This window comes from Streptomyces sp. NPDC029151 (genome assembly GCF_055564315.1).
In genome coordinates, this window is the sequence record NZ_JBVHWQ010000007.1 from 461,866 (window position 1) to 478,460 (window position 16,595).

Sequence of the window (16,595 nt, forward strand, 5' to 3'; positions counted from 1 at the left end):
CCTGCAAGGGGGCGGCCATGGCTTCCAAGGCGTACACCGCCCTCGCGGCGCTCCGTGCGGACCTGGCCGGCGAGGTGTTCGCGCCGGGGGACCCGGGGTACGACGACGCGCGGGCGGTTGCCAACGCCAGGACGGAGCGCCGTCCGGCCGTGATCGCCCGGTGCGCGCACGTGACGGATGTGGTGCGGGCGGTGCGCTTCGCGCGGGAGCTGGACCTGCACGTCGCGGTGCGCGGCGGCGGACTGGGCCTGGCGGGCACCCGGGTGGACGGCGCGCTGGAGGTGGACCTGCGCCGGATGCACGGGGTGAGGGTCGACCCGGCGGCCGAGGCGGCCCGGGTGGGCGGCGGGGCCACGGTGGGGCACCTCGACCGGGCCACGCGGCCGTACGGCCGCGCGGCGACCGTCGCCCGGGACCCGGGCGTCGGGGTCGCCGGCTGTCTCCTGGGCGGTGGCACCGGCCCGCTGGACCGCGCCGTCGGATCCGCCGCGGACCATCTCGTCGGAGTCGAACTGGTGACCGCCGACGCCGAGCGGGTGCACGCCAACCCCGACGAGAACCCGGAGCTGTTCCGGGCCCTGCACGGCGGAGGCGGCAACTTCGGCATCGCGACCGCGCTGACCCTGACGCTGCACGAGGTGCCCCGGCTCGCCACCGTCACGGTGCTGTACCCGCCGGAGTCCGGGCCGGCCGCGGTACGCGCGTTCCGCGAGGTCGTCGGCGCCGGTCCGGGCGAGGCGGACGGGACGGCGCTGTACCTGTCCGGGCGGCCCGCGCCGAGGTGCGCCGCGCAGGTGACGTACGCGGGCGGCGAGGAGGAGCTGCGCGCGCTGGCCGGGCCGCTGACGGCGCTCCCGCACGAGGCGGAGGTGTGGGGTGCGCGGGCACCGGGGCTGCCGTACCCGCCCGGCGGGACGCGCGCCCACTGGTCGGCCCGGTGCCTGACCGCTCTGCCCGACGCGGCCGTGGACGCCGTCTGCGCCCTCGCGGCGGACCTCCCGGCGCCGGGTTCCCGGCTCATGCTCCTGCCCCTCGGCGCGGCGGTCGCCACCGCGGCCGCCGGAGCCGGCGGTCCTCCGCTGCCCTACCGGCGGGCGGCCTGGATCGTGCACCCCTTCGCCTGCTGGGCGGACCCGGCCGACGACGAGCGGGCCCTCGCCGGGGTGCGGGACGCGTGCGCCGGCGTACGCCCCTGGAGCACGGACGCCGTCCCCCTCACCCTCATCGGCGACGAGGGTCCCGAGCGGGTCCGGGCGGGCCTGGGCGAGGGGAACCTGCCGCGCCTGGAGAAGGTGAAGCGGCGGTACGACCCCGACAACGTGTTCCGCTTCAACCACAACATCCGGCCGCTGTAGGCGGGAGCTGTCCTGAGGACGTTCCCGCAGGTAGCGTCCGCTGCATGGACAGCCGTACGGACCACCGACTCGACACCCAGGGCGCCGGCATCACTGTGCAGCGGGCGCTGGAACTGCCCGGCCTGCGCAGCGGGCTGCCGGAGGTCCTGGCGGGCGCCGACCGGCTCGGCCGCACCGTGCGCTGGGTGCACGCCGGCGAGGTCCCGAACATTGCCTCGCTGCTGAAGGGCGGCGAGCTGCTGCTCACCACCGGCTACGGCCTCGGTACCCGGCCGGCCGAGCAGCGGGCGTTCGTCCGGACGCTCGCCGAGCGCGGGATCGCCGCCCTGGTGGTCGAGCTGGGCCCGCGTTTCGCCCGGCTGCCGGCGGCCCTGGTGGACACGGCCCGGGCGGCCGGTCTGCCGCTGGTCCAGCTGCACCGCGAGGTGCCGTTCGTGACGGTGACCGAGGAGGTCCACACCGAGATCGTCAACGGTCACTACGCACTGCTCCAGCGCGCGGAGGAGGTGCACCGGCGCTGCACGGAGGCGCTGCTGGGCGGCGGCGGGGTGCCGCAGGTGCTGGGCATCCTGGCCGACTTCAGCGGCAACCCGGTGTTCCTGGAGACCGCCGACGCGCGGCTGCTGTACGCCGCCGGGGCCGGACCGGAGGGCGCGGACCCCCTGCAGGTGTGGGAGGGGCTGCGCGGCCCGCACAAGGAGGCCCCGCCGCCGGCCGGTTCGGTGCTGGTGGACGTGCCCGGTGGCGGGCCCGGGGCGGCCGGTTCCGTGCGTGCTCGGCTGGTGCTGCTGCCGGTGCGGTCCCCGCTGGCCCCGGTGCACCGGATCGCCGCCGAGCGGGCCGCGGGCATCCTGGCCGTGGTGCTGATGCAGGCCCGGCAGGAGGAGGAGCTGGCGGCGCGCGGGCGCGGTGACTTCCTCACCGATCTCGCCGAGGGCCGGATCGCGGCGGAGGACGCCCCGGCGCAGGCCCGGGTGCTGGGCTTCAAGCCCGGCGGCAGCCCGCTGCTGCCCGTGGTGATGCGGATCGGGGACACCCTCTCCCCCGGCGGTGGCTGGGCGGTGCTGGCCCGGGCGGTCTCCGAGGAGCTGGCCGCGGTGGGGGTGCCGGTGCTGCTGGGGGTGCGGCCGGTGGAGGGCCGGGTGCTGGTGCTGCTGGGGCTGCGGTCCGAGTCGGAGCGGGCGGCGGTCGCGGACCGGGTGGCGGCGGCGCTGCGCGCGGGGGTGGAGCGGGCCGGGATGCGCCGGCCGGGCTCGCCGCCGCCGGTGGTGGTCGTCGGGGTGGCGGGCGGCTGGGCGGCGGCCTCGGCGGGGCTGCGGCACGCGGCGGAGACGGCGACGGCGGCCCAGGGGCTGACCGACCGGCCCTGGTACGACGCCCGGCGCCTGGACATCGACCTGCTGCTGTGGCGGCTGCGCGACCACCCGGACCTGGCGGCCTTCGTGGACCGCGCGATCGGCCCGCTGCGCGACCACGACCACCGCGCCAAGCCGCCGTTGCTGCCGACCCTGGAGACCTATCTGGCACACGCCGGGCGCAAGGCGGAGACGGCCCGCGAGCTGCATCTGAACCGGCAGACGCTGTACAACCGGCTGGCCCGGATCGGGGAGTTGCTGGGCACCGATCTGGACGACCCGCAGACGGTCCTGGCGTTGAGCCTGGCCCTGCGGGCGCGCCGGCACGTGCCCTGAGGCCGTCAGACCAGCGGTCTCGGCTGGGTCAACTCGTCGTAGACACTGAGCACTTGGGCGACGGTCTCGTCCTCGCTCGGCCAGCTGGCGGCCTGCCGGGTGCCGCGCTCGCGCAGCAGTTCCCGGCGGCCGGGGTCGGCGAGCAGCCGTACGACGGTCTCTGCGAGGGCTCCCGGGTCGCCGTACGGGACGAGTTCGGCCGCGTCGCCGACGAGGTCGGGGATCCCGCCGACCCGGGTGGCGACGAGCGGTACGCGCGCGTGCAGCGCCTCCTGGGCGAGGACGGAGCGTGACTCCCACCTGCTGGTCAGCAGCGCCACATCGGCGGCGGAGAGCAGTTCGGACACGTCCTCGCGGTGCCCGATCAGCCGCACCGGCAGCTCCTCGTCCTCGATGCGCCGCTGCAGCACCGGCCGCAGCGGCCCCTCCCCCGCGACGACCACCAGCGGTGCCGGGTCCAGGTCGCGCCAGGCGCGGGCGGCGTCGAGCAGGACGTCGTAGCCGCGCTGCCGGTCCAGGGAGCCGACCGCGATGAGCAACGGGCGGCCGGTGGCGCCGAGTTCGGCCCGGAGCTTGGGCCGCATCCGGTCGGGGTCGTCCGGGTCCACGAGGTCGTCCGGCCGACGCCGGCCCGGCAGGGCGACGGCGGCCAGCCGGGCGTCCCGCGCACCGCTGCGCCGGGCCAGGTCGACCAGGTCGGGGCTGGTGCCGAGGACCACGGCCGCGGTCTTCACCACCCGCCGCTCCAGCAGCCGCAGCAGATGCGCCCGCGGGCCCTCGGCGTGGGCCCGGTTGTGCCAGGTGACCACGAGCGGGGTGGTGCGCCCGCCGAGCGCGAGCACGGCCCGGAAGGAGGCGTGCAGCCCGTGCGCGTGCACCAGGTCGGCGTGCGCGCAGGCGGTGCGGAGCGCGGCCACGGAGACGGGGTCGCTGCTGCGGGGCACGTGCACGTGTTCGGCGCCGGCTCCGGTGAAGTCGTAGGCGTGGTCGGCCTCGAAGGGGGCGCACACCGTGACGCGCACGCCTCTCGCCACGAGCCCCGCGGCCAGGGAACGCACATGCGCGCTGCTGCCGGCGTTGCCTCCGCCGAGCACCTGCACGGTGCGCAGCGGCGACTGGCCGTGCGGTGCGTTGCTGCTCAGGGGGCTCACGGGGCCGGGGCTCCTGGTTCACGGGGGCGGTCACGAGCGAACGTACAGAAGGTAGCGGGCTCCGGGGGGCGGACGGACGCACCTCGCGCGCCTCCCGCACGGACCGTCCGGACCGGCTGCCCGCCCCGCGTTCCCTGCCAAGCATGCCAGGCCGTACGGCCGTTCAGGGACATCCGTGAGGGCGCACTGTGCGGCGGGCCGGGGCAATGCGCCGGAGCACATCACCCACACGGGTGATGGGGTCCCCGCCGCGGCCGAGCGGGGCGGCCGGGCATACGGCGAGGTCAGCCGCTCCCACCGCGCGGGCCCACGCTCTCACCCGGTCTCCGTACCGGACGCGGCGACCCGAGCCACGGCGTACGCGAGCAGTCCCGCGCGCCGGTTCCCCACCACGACGAGCGCCCCCGGTGCGGCACCGGGGGCGTGCGCCGGGGACACCGGCTCGGGGGGGCCGGCTGCTACAGGTCCGCCCTGGCCGTGGCCAGCAGTTCCTCCGCGTGCGCGCGGGCCGTCTCGGAGTCCTCCTGGCCGGCGAGCATGCGGGACAGCTCGCGGACGCGCTCCTCGCCCTCCAGGACCTTCACGCCGGAGCGGGTGACGGAGCCGTCGCTGGTCTTCTCCACCAGCAGCTGGCGGTCGGCGAACGCGGCGACCTGGGGCAGGTGGGTGACCACGACGACCTGCGCGGTCCTGGCGAGCTTCGCCAGGCGCCGTCCGATCTCGACGGCCGCCTTGCCGCCGACACCGGCGTCGACCTCGTCGAAGAGGTACGTCGGCACGGGGTCGGTGCCCGCGAAGACCACCTCCACGGCCAGCATCACGCGGGACAGCTCACCGCCGGACGCGCCCTTGGCGATGGGCCGCGGCGGGGCGCCCGGGTGGGGGGCGAGGAGCAGCTCGACCTCGTCCACGCCGGAGGGGCCGTAGGCGACCGTCCGGCCGCCGACCTCGACGCCCTCGGGATCCTCGGTCTGCCGGATGTCGAAGGACACGCGCGCGTGGGGCATCGCCAGCGAGGCCAGCTCGGCGGTCACCGCGGCGGCGAACCGCTCGGCGGCCTCCGTCCGCGCGTCCGACAGGGCCTGCGCGAGGCCGCCCAGCTCGGTGCGCAGCGCGTCCCGCTCGGCGGTCAGCTCCTCGGTCCGCTCGTCGTCGCCGTCCAGCTCGGTGAGCCGGGCCGCGCTCCGCTCCGCCCAGGCCAGGACGGCGGCGACGTCGTCGCCGTACTTGCGGGTCAGCGCGTTCAGGGCGGCCCGGCGCTCCTCCACCGCGGCCAGCCGCAGCGGATCGGCGTCGAGATCGTCGGCGTAGCCGGCCAGCTCGCCGGCCACGTCGCCGAGCAGGATGCCGATCTCCCCGATCCGGTCGGCGAGCGCGGCCAGCGCCGGGTCGTGCGCGCGCACGGCCTCCAGCGCCCGGTGGGCGCCCGCGACCAGCGTGGAGGCGTCGATGCCCTCGGGGTCCTCCGGATTGCCCGCGAGAGCGGCGTGCGCGGCCGTCGCGGCGGACGCCAGGGCCTCGGCGTGCCCCAGCCGCTCGGCCTCGTCGGCCAGCTCGGCGTCCTCACCGGGCCGGGGCTCCACGGCGGCGATCTCGTCCAGCCCGTACCGCAGCATGTCGGCTTCCTGCGCCCGCTCACGCGCGCGCGTGGTGATCTCCTCCAGCTCGGCGGAGACGGCCCGCAGCCGCTTGTAGGCCTCGGCGTACTTGGCGAGCGGCACGGCGACGGCGTCGCCCGCGTACCGGTCGAGCGCCTGCCGCTGCCGGGACAGCTTCAGCAGCCCCTGCTGATCCGTCTGCCCGTGCACGGCCACCAGGTCGTCGGCCAGCTCGGCGAGCAGCCCGACGGGCACGCTGCGCCCGCCCAGATGCGCCCGGGAGCGGCCCTCGGCGGACACGGTCCGGCTGATCAGCAGGGCGCCGTCGTCCAGCTCGGCCCCGGCCTCCTCGGCGCGTACGACGGCGGCCGCGCCGGCGGGTACGGCGACCCGCCCCTCCACGACCGCCTTCTCGGCCCCGATCCGCACGAGCGCCGGGTCCGCCCGGCCCCCGAGCAGCAGACCCAGGCTGGTGACCACCATGGTCTTGCCCGCGCCGGTCTCACCGGTGACCGCGGTGAACCCGGGCGACAGCTCGACGACGGCGTCGTCGATGACCCCGAGTGACCGTATCCGCATCTCCTCCAACACGGAACAGACCATACGAGGTCCGGGGCGGGGAGTGCACACAGGCCGCTCTTTCTAGTGAGGCGCCCCGCGCCAGCCGGTGGTCGGCAGCGCGAACTTCGCCACCAGCCGGTCCGTGAAGGAGGAGTGGTGCAGCCGGGCCAGCCGCACCGGCACGGCACCGCGCCGCACCTCCACCCGCGCCCCGGGCGGCAGCTCCACGGTCCGCCGCCCGTCGCACCACAGCACACCCGGCGGGATGTGCGGCAGCACCTCCACCGCCAGCACCGAGTCCGGCGAGGTCACCAGCGGCTTCGCGAACAGCGCGTGCGCGCTGATCGGCACCATCAGCAGCGCCTCCACCTCCGGCCACACCACGGGGCCGCCCGCGGAGAACGCGTACGCGGTGGATCCGGTGGGCGTCGACAGGACGACCCCGTCGCAGCCGAACCCGGTCACCGGCCGTCCGTCGATCTCCAGCACGACCTCCAGCAGCTTCTCCGCGCCGGCCTTCTGCACGGCCGCCTCGTTCAGCGCCCAGTCGGTGTGCACGATGTCCCCGTTGCGGTGCACCACGACGTCGACGGTCATCCGCTCCTCGACCTCGTACGACCGCGCCACCACCCGGTCCACCACCCGGTCGAGGTCGTCGCGCTCGGCCTCGGCGAGGAAGCCGACGCGGCCCAGGTTGACGCCGAGCATCGGCACCCCGGAGGCACGCGCGAACTCCGCGCCGCGCAGCAGCGTGCCGTCGCCGCCGAGCACGATGAGCAGCTCGCACCCGTCCAGGCACTGCGGCGTCGCCTCCTTGACGAGGGCCACCTCGTCCGGCAGCGGCAGGTCGCGCGCCTCCTCCTCCAGCACCCGCACCCCGATGCCATGCCGCAGCAGCCCCTTGACGACGAGTTCCGCACTGCGGATCGCCGCGGGCCGCCCGGTGTGGGCGAGCAGGAAAACAGTACGCGCCAGGTTCTGTGTCAACGCGGCCCCTCCGCCACTGCACGGTCGACGTCGGCCGGGTCCACCTGGGGTGCGCCCGACCGCAGCCAGAGAAAGTACTCGACGTTCCCCGAGGGGCCGGGCAGCGGACTGGCGGTGACACCCTGCACCCCGAGCCCCAGTTCCCAGCCCTTCTCGGCCACTCCTCGCACGGCCTCCGCCCGCAGCTGCGGACTCCGTACGACACCCCCGCTGCCGAGCCGCTCCTTCCCGACCTCGAACTGCGGCTTGACCATCATCACCAGGTCGGCGTCCGGCGCCGCGCACCGCTTCAGGGCGGGCAGCACCAGCCCGAGCGGGATGAAGGACAGATCGCCCACGACAAGATCCACAGGTTTCCCATCGATCGCCTCAAGCGTCAACTCGCGTACGTTCGTACGGTCCTTGACGGTGACGCGTTCATCGTTCCGCAGGGACCAGGCCAGCTGTCCGTAGCCGACGTCCACCGCGACGACGTGGGCGGCGCCCGCGCGCAGCAGGACGTCGGTGAAGCCGCCGGTGGACGCGCCGGCGTCCAGCGCGCGCCGGCCCTCGACCACGAGCCCCCGCGGCACGAAGGCCTCCAGCGCGCCGGCGAGCTTGTGGCCGCCCCGGGAGACGTAGTCCGGGTCGCCCTCGTCGGACCGGACCACGATCGCGGCGGCGGTCTCCACCTGGGTGGCCGGCTTGGTCGCCACGGTCTTGCCGACGGTGACCCGGCCGGCGGCGATCAGCTGGCTGGCGTGCTCGCGCGAGCGGGCGAGCTTCCGGCGGACCAGCTCCGCGTCGAGACGGCGGCGTGCGACTCCTGCCACGTTCGGTTCAGCTCCTGTGTTGGTACGACGGTGCGGGGCCCGCAGGGCCCGGGCGGGCGTCGAGCGCGGTGAGCGCGTCGCGCAGACCCCGGTGTACATCCTCGTACACCTCGGCATGGCCGTCGGTGGCGAGGTGGTCGGCGTCGGCCAGCCGGTCGAGCTGGGCGTCGACCTCGGCGTTGCCGGTGGGGGTGCGGGGGACGTCCAGGGGGGCGGGCGCCGCGGGGTCGTACGCGGGCGCCGCCTGGGTGTCGATGTCGGTCTCGGACACGGGCTCGCTCATGCCCAGACGCTACCGCGAAGCGCTGGGGTACCGTCGTGGGCGATGGCCACGATCGAGGAGTGCCGCGCCGCACTGGGGAAGCTCTCGGACAACATGCAGGGCGCCGAGGGCGAGGTCCGCGCGGCCGCCGCGCTGGACCGCTCGGTGAGCTGCCACATCACGGACCTGGACGTCACCTTCGCGGGCCGGCTGACCGGCGGCCGGATCGAGGTGGACGGGACGCACCCCGGTCCGCCCCGTGAGCGGGCGCAGATCAGGCTCGCCATGGCCGGCGACGACCTGGTGGCCCTGGTGGGCGGCGGACTGAACTTCGCGACCGCCTGGGGCTCGGGCCGGGTGCGGCTGGAGGCGAGCCTGCTGGACCTGTTCCGGCTGCGGAAGCTGCTGTAGGCGCCCGTCCTCAGGAGGCCGGCACCTTCTCCGCGCGCGTCCTGCGGGCCGCCGGCACCACCAGCGGGGTCCCCGTCTCCGGGTCCTCGATGACCTGGCAACGCAGCCCGAAGACCTCCTCGACCAGTTCGGCCGTGACGATGTCGCTGGGGGCGCCCTCGGCGATCACCGTGCCGCCGCGCAGGGCGATGAGGTGGGTGGCGTACCGGGCGGCGTGGTTGAGGTCGTGCAGGACCGCCACCAGCGTCCGGCCCTGTTCCTCGTGCAGCTCGGCGCACAGGTCGAGGACGTCGATCTGGTGCTGGATGTCGAGGTAGGTGGTGGGCTCGTCGAGGAGCAGCAGCGGGGTCTGCTGGGCGAGCGCCATGGCGATCCACACCCGCTGCCGCTGCCCGCCGGACAGCTCGTCCACGTACCGCTCGGCCAGCTCGGCGACCCCGGTCTGCCGCATCGACTCCGACACGACCCGCTCGTCCTCGGCCGACCACTGGCGCAGCAGGCCCTGGTGCGGGTAGCGGCCCCGGCCGACGAGGTCGGCGACCGTGATGCCGTCGGGCGCGACGGACGACTGCGGCAGCAGGCCGAGGGTCCGTGCGACCTTCTTCGCGGGCATCGACTGGATGGCCTGCCCGTCCAGCAGCACCCGCCCCTGGCTGGGCCTGAGCATCCGCGACAGCGCCCGCAGCAGCGTCGACTTGCCGCACGCGTTCGGGCCGACGATCACCGTGAAGGAGTTGTCGGGGATCTCCACCGAGAGCTGCTCGGCGATGACGCGCTGGTCGTAGGCGAGGGTGACGTTCTCGGCGGACAGGCGGTTCACAGTGCTCCTTGGGCTCCTTGGGCTCTTCGCCGCGGGACGGTTCGCCGCGGGACGGTTCGTCGCGCCCGCGGTCGTGGCGGTGGCGGTCATACCCGGCCCGCCCGGCGCTCGGCGACCAGCAGCCACAGCAGGTAGGCACCGCCGAGGACGCCGGTGACCACGCCGACGGGCAGCTGGTCGGCGCCGAAGGCACGCTGGGAGGCCCAGTCGGCGGCGACCAGCAGGGTCGCCCCCATGCAGAGGGAGGGCACCAGGTTGGGCCCCGGCGAGCGGGTGAGGCGGCGGGCGAGCTGCGGCGCGGTCAGCGCGACGAAGCTGACGGGGCCGGCGGCGGCCGTGGCGGCGGCGGTGAGCAGGACGGCGGAGGCCATCAGCAGCAGCCGTACGCGCTGCACACGCACACCGAGGGCGTTCGAGACGTCGTCGCCCATCTCCATCATCCGCAGACCGCGTGCGTGGGCGAGCACCAGGGGGAAGAGCACGGCGCACAGCCCGAGCAGCGGCCAGACCTGCTCCCAGTCGCGGCCGCTCAGCGAACCGGTCATCCACACCACCGCCCGGGTCGCGTCGACCAGGTCGGCCTTGGTGAGCAGATAGCCGTTGACCGCCGTCATGACGGCGTTGACGCCGATCCCGACCAGCACGAGCCGGTAGCCGTGCACGCCCTGCTTCCACGCGAGCGCGTAGAGGGCGAAGCCGGTGACCAGGCCGCCGGCCAGCGCGCCCAGGGTGACCTGGGTGGCGCCGCCGGACAGCAGCACGATCACGACCAGCGCGCCGGCCGTCGAGGCCTGCGAGAGGCCGAGCAGGTCCGGGCTGCCGAGCGGGTTGCGGGAAACGGACTGGAAGAGCGCGCCGCCGAGCCCTAGCGACGCTCCGACCAGCAGACCGACGAGGACCCGCGGCAGCCGCAGTTCGTTGACGATGAAGTCCTGGTAGGCGGTGCCGTTCCCGGCGAGCGTCCGCAGCACGTCGGCCGCCGGTATCCTCGCGTCGCCGGTGCCGATCAGGGCGACACCCGCGGCGCACGCGGCGGCCAGCAGCAGGACGACGACGATCAGGGCCCGCGGTTCCAGACGCAGGGAGAGCCCGCCGGGAGTGCGTACGGCCCGGCTCCTGGGATGTGTCTTCACAGCTGGGCCGTCCTCCGCCGTCGTACGAGAAAGATGAAGACCGGGCCGCCGATCACGGCGGTGACGATGCCGACCTGGAGCTCGGCGGGGCGCGCCACGACCCGGCCGAGGACATCGGCGCCGAGCAGCAGCACGGGCGCCAGGACCGTGGCGTACGGCAGGATCCAGCGCAGGTCCGGGCCGGTGAAGGAGCGCACGACGTGCGGGACCATCAGGCCGACGAAGACGATCGGGCCGCAGGCGGCGGTCGCGGCGCCGCACAGCAGCACGGCGGCCAGCATGGCCAGCGCCCGGGTGCGGTTCAGATCGGCGCCGAGGGCACGGGCGGTGTCGTCGCCCATCTCCACGGCGTTCAGCGGGCGGGCCAGGGCGAGCGCGAGGACCGTGCCCACCGCGAGGAACGGCAGCACCTGGGTGATGGTCGAGGAGCCGGCCGACGCGAGGGAACCCACCGTCCAGAACCGCATCCTGGCCAGGGCCGCGCCGTCGATGATCATCACGGCCTGGAGGTAGCCGTACAGGGCCGCGCTGATCGCCGTACCGGCGAGCGCGAGACGTACCGGCGTGGCACCCCTGCTGCCGCCGAGGAACCACACCAGCGCGCCGACCGCCGAGGCGCCCAGGAACGCGAACCACACGTAACCCGTCAGGCTGGTGACGCCGGCGTAGGTGATGGCCGTGACGACGGCGGCGGAGGCGCCGGCGTTGATGCCGAGCAGGCCGGGGTCGGCGAGCGGGTTGCGGGTCAGCGCCTGGAGGACCGCGCCGGACAGGCCGAGCGCGGCGCCCACCAGCAGGCCGAGGACCGTACGCGAGAGCCGCTCGTCCACGACCACGTCGCCGTACGTCCCCGTGTCGTGGAACAGGCCGTGCCAGACCTGGTCCGGCGACAGCGCTTTGGCCCCGATCGCGATGCTCGCCAGAGCGACGAGCACCAGGAGCAGGACCGAGAGCAGGAGCCCAAGGGCCCGCGCCGCCCGGCGGGTTGGGGGCGCGGGGGCGGTCTCCGCGCGCTGTACCGGAGGACTGTCGACCAACACGAGGTTAGGTTAGCCTACCCTCGCATCCGATCTCGATCCCCGGTGGCCGGGCACCGCGCCGGAGGCCTGCCGGACCTGGTCGACGCAGGCGACGTAGGCGACGTAGGCGAGGGTGGTCGACGTGGGCGACGACGGTCGACGTGGGGCACGTGGACGACCTGAGGACCCGTCAGAGCCCCAGCCTGGCCAGCGCCTTCTCCGCCTCCAGCGTGCAGGAGCCCTCCCCCGCCGCCGTCCAGGCCGCCGCACACAGCGCCCGCAGCCCGTCCAGCGCCTCACCGTCGCCGGTCAGCTCCAGCCGGTCGGTCCCGGCCGCCGCCGTCCACCCGCCGCACCGGAAACCGTCACCCTCCCGGGCGATTTCCGGCTGGCCGGTGAGCAGCCCGCGCAGATCGGCGTCCACATACGTCGGCCGGTGCGGCGGCGGCGCGGCAAGCAGCTGCGCGCCGTCGGTCACCCCGGTCAGCACCAGCAGCGAGTCGACCCCGCCGTTGAAGGCGCCCTCGATGTCCGTGTCCAGCCGGTCCCCGACCACCAGCGGCCGCTCGGCACCGGTCCGGATGATCGTCTCCCGGTGCATCGGGGGCAGCGGCTTGCCCGCGACCTGCGGCTCGGCACCCGTCGCGATCCGGACGACCTCCACCGCCGCCCCGTTGCCCGGCGCGATGCCCCGCCCGCTCGGGATCGTCAGATCGGTGTTGGACGCGAACCACGGCACCCCGCGCCGGATCGCGTACGACGCCTCCGCGAACCGCCCCCAGGGCAGCTCCGGCCCGCCGTACCCCTGCACGACCGCCGCAGGATCGTCGTCCGCCGACTCCACCGGCGCAAGACCCCGCTCGCGCAGCGCCACCCGCAGCCCTTCACCGCCGATCACCAGCACCCGCGCCCCGGCCGGCACCTGCTCGCTGATCAGCCGCGCGACGGCCTGCGCCGAGGTGATGACGTCGTCCGCCCCCGACGGTATGCCCAGCTCCGTCAGATGCCCGGCCACCGCGTCCGGCGTGCGCAGCGCGTTGTTCGTGACGTAGGCCAGACGCATCCCGCCCGCCCGGGCCGCCGCCAGCGAGTCGACCGCGTGCGCGATCGCGTTCCCGCCCGCGTACACCACCCCGTCCAGATCGAGCAGCGCCGTGTCGTACGCCTCGCTCAAGGGCTGCCCACTGCCCTCGGGGCTCGTCCTGACGTCCTGGCTCATGTCCGCATCGCTCCTCGTTCACTCGCTTTCCCCCGATCATCCCGTACGCCACCGGCACACGTACGATGCCGGGATGGACACAGCAGGTCACTCGGAGGCAACGGCGCGTCGCGGTCTGGAACTCACCCCGTTCCGAGGCCTTCGGTACGACCCCGACCGGGTCGGCAGCCTCGCCTCCGTCACCTCCCCGCCCTACGACGTCGTCGTGCGCCCCGACGGCCTGCACCACCTCCAGTCGGCCGACCCGCACAACATCGTCCGGCTGATCCTCCCGGAGGCCGGCACGCCCAGCGCCCGCACCGAGCAGGCCGCCGACACGCTGCGCCGCTGGCTGGACGAGGGCATCCTCACCGCCGACCCGGAGCCGGGCCTGTACGTGTACGAGCAGCGGGACGGCGACGGCATGCTCCAGCGCGGCATCATCGGCGCCCTGCGGGTGACGGAGCCCGCGGAGGGCGTGGTGCTGCCCCACGAGGACGTCATGCCGCCCGTGGTGGCCGACCGGGCGGCGCTGATGCGCGCCACCCGCGCGAACCTGGAGCCGCTGCTGCTGACCTACCGGGGAGACGGAGAGGCGGCCGAGGTCGTCGAGCGTACGGCGGACCGGCCGCCCCTGCTGGCCACGACCACCGAGGACGGCTTCCACCACCGCCTGTGGTCCGTGACCGACCCGGAGGAGCTGGCCCGCATCCGGACCGACCTCGCCGGCCGCCAGGCCCTGATCGCCGACGGCCACCATCGCTGGGCCACCTACCGGCGTCTGCGCACCGAGCACCCCTCCCCCAGCCCCTGGGACTACGGCCTGGTCCTGCTGGTCGACACCGTGCGCTACCCGCTGCGCGTCCGTGCCATCCACCGGCTGCTGCACGGCCTGCCGGTCACCGGCGCGCTGGCGGCGGTGGAGGGCCTCTTCCGGGTACGCCACCTCGACGTGCCCCTGCCAGAGGCGCTGGAGGTGCTCGCCGACGCCTCCTGTGCGGGCAACTCCTTCCTGCTGGCCGGAGACGGCGCCTTCCACCTGCTCGACCGTCCCGACCCGGACCTGCTGGCCCGGACGATCCCGGCGGACCGCCCGGCCGCCTGGCGCTCCCTGGACGCCGCGGTCCTGCACGCCACGCTCCTGGAGCACGTCTGGCGCATCCCGGAGGACTCCCCCGCCCACATCGCCTACATCCACGACGCGGCCGCGACCGTGGAGAAGGCGGAACGCGACGGCAGTACCGCCGTCCTGATGCACCCGGTCCGCGAGGAGGTCGTCCGCGACCTGGCCCGGCAAGGCGTACGGATGCCCCGGAAGTCGACGTCGTTCGGCCCGAAACCCGCCTCCGGGCTGGTGTTGCGGGCAGTGGAGATCTGAGCCGGCACCACGCGAAAAAGGGCAGACCCCGTGGGGGGCCTGCCCTCTTCTTTGTGACAGAGGTCAGTCCTGTCGGTCCTTGTCGCCGTCCACGCCGTCCTCCGAGGAGGTGTCGGCCTGCTTGGCCGGCTCGGGGGACTGAGCGGACTCACCGGGGTCGCCGGACTCGTCGGCGTCGTCCTCGGACAGGGCGTCGACGAACTCCACGCCGTCCAGCTCGGCGAGCCGGTCGGAGGCGTCCGTGCTGCCGTCCCGGTCGGCCTCGACGGCCTTCGCGAACCACTCCCGCGCCTCGCGCTCCCGGCCGGCCGCCAGCAGGGCGTCGGCGTAGGCGTAGCGCAGGCGGGCGGTCCACGGCTGCACCGAGTTGGAGGCCAGCTCCGGGCTCTGCAGGGTCACGATGGCCGCGTCCAGCTGGCCCATGTCCCGTCGGGCTCCGGCCGCGACGAGGCGCATCTCGACCTGACCGGCCTTGTCCAGCTTGTGCACCTCCGGGGCACCGGCCATGTCCAGCGCCTTCTCCGGCCGGCCGAGCCCGCGCTCGCAGTCGGCCATCACCGGCCACAGCTCCACGGAGCCGGTCATCCGCCGGGCGGCCCGGAACTCGGCGAGGGCCTCGCTGTACTTCTGGTTCGCGTACGCGGCGAACCCGGCGGCCTCGCGCACGGCGGCCACACGGGACGCCAGGCGCAGGGCCACCCTGGAGTAGCCGTAGGCGCCCTCGGGGTCCTCGTCGATGAGCCGGGCGACCATCACCAGGTTCTTGGCGACGTCCTCCGCGAGCGTCTTGGGCAGGCTCTGCAGCTCCTGCCGGACGTCCTTGTCGATCTCCTCGCCGGTGACGTCCTCCGGGATCGGCAGCCGCTTGATCGGCTCACGGTCCCGGTCACGCTCGTCGCGGAACCGGCCACCGCCACGGCGGTCGTCCCGTCCGTCGCGGCGGTCGTCCCGCCCGTCACGGCCCCGGAACCCACCGGGCCGCCCACCGCGGTCTCCCCGGTCGTCGCGCCGGTCGTCCCTGCGCGGCCCACGGGCCCCACGGTCGTCCCGCCCCCGGAAGCCACCGCGCTCACCACGGCTGTCGTCCCGGCGGAATCCGCCCCGGTCGTCACGGCTGTCGTCCCGCCGGAAACCACCCCGGTCGTCACGGCTGTCGTCCCGCCGGAAACCACCCCGGTCGTCACGGTCATCGCGACGGAAGCCACCACGGTCGTCGTCACGCCGGTCGTCACGACGCGGGAAGCCGCCACGGTTGTCGTCACGGCGGCCGTAGCCGGCGCGGTCGTCGTCACGGCGGTAGGAGGGACGGTCACCGCCCCGGTCACCGCGGTCGTCGCGACGGAACCCACGGTCCCCACGGTCATCACGACGGTCGTCACGACGATCGTCCCGCCGGTCGTCACGGCGGAACGCCGGGCGCGCACCGCGGTCGCCCTCACGACGGAAGCCACCGCGGTCACCGCGGCTGTCGTCCCGCCGGAAACCGCCCCGGTCGTCGCGACGGTCGTCACGCCGGTCGTCACGCCGGTCGTAGTCCCGGCGGAAGCCGCCGCGGTCACCACGGTCCCGGTCGTCACGGCGGTCGTCACGCCGGTCGTCACGACGCGGGAAGCCACCACGGTTGTCGTCACGGCGGCCGTAGCCGGCGCGGTCGTCGTCACGGCGGTAGGAGGGACGGTCACCGCCCCGGTCACCGCGGTCGTCGCGACGGAACCCACGGTCCCCACGGTCGTCGCGGCGGTCGTCGCGGCGGAAGCCGCCACGGTCACCCCGGTCGCGGTCGTCCCGCTGGAACCCGGGACGCGCAGCACTCCGGTCGCCCTCGCGACGGAAGCCGCCACCACGGCGGTCGTCGCGGCGGTCGTCACGCCGGTCGTCACGCCGGTCGTCGCGGCGGCCGTAGCCGCCCCGGTCCCCACCGCGCCGGTCGTTGTCGCGGCGGTCGTTGTCGCGGCGGAAGCCGCCACGGTCACCGCGGTCACCACTGTCCCGTCGCCGCTGGTCGCGCTCCGGTCGGTCGTCGGGAGAGTTGGTGGACATGGTGACTCCTGTCTTCGGTACCACAAGCATTGTAAAAACAAAAGGACCCCTGGTCCCAGCTGAACGCTGGTGACCAGGGGTCCTCCAAAGATTGTTCGGCGGCGTCCTACTCTCCCACAGGGTCCCCCCTGCAGTACCATCGGCGCTGTGAGGCTTAGCTTCCGGGTTCGGAATGTAAC

14 protein-coding genes and 1 rRNA gene are annotated in these 16,595 nt (G+C 74.9%); 4 read left to right on the top strand and 11 right to left on the bottom strand.

Features of this window, described 5'->3' with window-relative positions; translation table 11 throughout:
• Positions 1-17: 17 nt before the first annotated feature.
• Positions 18-1,355 carry an FAD-binding oxidoreductase gene (locus ACZ4VF_RS27050; protein WP_467929143.1) on the top strand — a complete coding sequence of 446 codons (1,338 nt, stop codon included), beginning with the start codon at positions 18-20 and terminating at the stop codon, positions 1,353-1,355.
• 44 nt (positions 1,356-1,399) lie between these two features.
• Complete coding sequence (locus ACZ4VF_RS27055) at positions 1,400-3,046, top strand: PucR family transcriptional regulator (RefSeq protein ID WP_467929144.1); 1,647 nt, start codon at positions 1,400-1,402, stop codon at positions 3,044-3,046.
• Positions 3,047-3,051: 5 nt separating this feature from the next.
• Here ACZ4VF_RS27055 and ACZ4VF_RS27060 read toward each other — a convergent pair whose 3' ends face one another.
• From ACZ4VF_RS27060 to ACZ4VF_RS27080, 5 genes are all read right to left on the bottom strand, one after another.
• Complete coding sequence (locus ACZ4VF_RS27060; RefSeq protein WP_467929146.1) at positions 3,052-4,197, bottom strand: glycosyltransferase family 4 protein; 1,146 nt, start codon at positions 4,195-4,197, stop codon at positions 3,052-3,054.
• Positions 4,198-4,655: 458 nt separating this feature from the next.
• Entirely contained in the window at positions 4,656-6,398 is a 1,743-nt protein-coding gene (gene recN, locus ACZ4VF_RS27065; protein WP_467929147.1) for a DNA repair protein RecN, read from the bottom strand.
• Between the two features lie 39 nt (positions 6,399-6,437).
• Positions 6,438-7,343, bottom strand: coding sequence for an NAD kinase (locus ACZ4VF_RS27070; RefSeq protein ID WP_039651641.1), 906 nt, complete (start codon positions 7,341-7,343; stop codon positions 6,438-6,440).
• Positions 7,340-8,155 carry a TlyA family RNA methyltransferase gene (locus ACZ4VF_RS27075; RefSeq protein ID WP_467929149.1) on the bottom strand — a complete coding sequence of 272 codons (816 nt, stop codon included), beginning with the start codon at positions 8,153-8,155 and terminating at the stop codon, positions 7,340-7,342. Before ACZ4VF_RS27075 ends, ACZ4VF_RS27070 begins: the two co-directional genes overlap by 4 nt.
• Positions 8,156-8,162: 7 nt before the next feature.
• Positions 8,163-8,438, bottom strand: a complete 276-nt coding sequence (locus tag ACZ4VF_RS27080) for a hypothetical protein (protein WP_467929151.1) — start codon at positions 8,436-8,438, stop codon at positions 8,163-8,165.
• A gap of 42 nt (positions 8,439-8,480) precedes the next feature.
• Here ACZ4VF_RS27080 and ACZ4VF_RS27085 point away from each other — a divergent pair, with 42 nt between their 5' ends.
• Positions 8,481-8,828 (top strand): sterol-binding protein, encoded by a 348-nt coding sequence (locus ACZ4VF_RS27085; protein WP_467929152.1) that lies wholly within the window; start codon positions 8,481-8,483, stop codon positions 8,826-8,828.
• A 10-nt stretch (positions 8,829-8,838) separates the two neighbouring features.
• Here the strand turns inward: ACZ4VF_RS27085 and ACZ4VF_RS27090 are convergent, their stop codons facing one another.
• The 4 genes from ACZ4VF_RS27090 to ACZ4VF_RS27105 all read right to left on the bottom strand — a co-directional run bounded on the left by ACZ4VF_RS27090 (position 8,839) and on the right by ACZ4VF_RS27105 (position 13,019).
• Positions 8,839-9,648, bottom strand: coding sequence for an ABC transporter ATP-binding protein (locus ACZ4VF_RS27090; RefSeq protein WP_467929154.1), 810 nt, complete (start codon positions 9,646-9,648; stop codon positions 8,839-8,841).
• A gap of 86 nt (positions 9,649-9,734) precedes the next feature.
• A complete protein-coding gene (locus ACZ4VF_RS27095) occupies positions 9,735-10,781 on the bottom strand; it encodes a FecCD family ABC transporter permease (RefSeq protein ID WP_467929155.1) in 1,047 nt (348 codons plus the stop codon).
• Positions 10,778-11,821: a FecCD family ABC transporter permease gene (locus tag ACZ4VF_RS27100; RefSeq protein ID WP_467929156.1), complete on the bottom strand. Its 1,044-nt coding sequence runs from the start codon at positions 11,819-11,821 to the stop codon at positions 10,778-10,780. The genes ACZ4VF_RS27095 and ACZ4VF_RS27100 overlap by 4 nt, the downstream gene beginning before the upstream one ends.
• A gap of 169 nt (positions 11,822-11,990) precedes the next feature.
• Positions 11,991-13,019, bottom strand: coding sequence for an HAD hydrolase-like protein (locus ACZ4VF_RS27105; protein WP_467929158.1), 1,029 nt, complete (start codon positions 13,017-13,019; stop codon positions 11,991-11,993).
• A gap of 73 nt (positions 13,020-13,092) precedes the next feature.
• Here ACZ4VF_RS27105 and ACZ4VF_RS27110 point away from each other — a divergent pair, with 73 nt between their 5' ends.
• The gene (locus tag ACZ4VF_RS27110) at positions 13,093-14,376 is read left to right on the top strand and encodes a DUF1015 domain-containing protein (protein WP_467929159.1); all 1,284 of its coding nucleotides are present in this window, start codon (positions 13,093-13,095) and stop codon (positions 14,374-14,376) included.
• A gap of 63 nt (positions 14,377-14,439) precedes the next feature.
• On the opposite strand, the gene ACZ4VF_RS27115 is transcribed toward ACZ4VF_RS27110, so the two are convergent.
• On the bottom strand, positions 14,440-15,237 hold the full coding sequence (locus ACZ4VF_RS27115; protein ID WP_467929190.1) for a tetratricopeptide repeat protein: 798 nt from the start codon (positions 15,235-15,237) through the stop codon (positions 14,440-14,442).
• Between the two features lie 1,272 nt (positions 15,238-16,509).
• A 5S ribosomal RNA gene (rrf, locus tag ACZ4VF_RS27120) occupies positions 16,510-16,595 on the bottom strand; the annotation flags it as partial.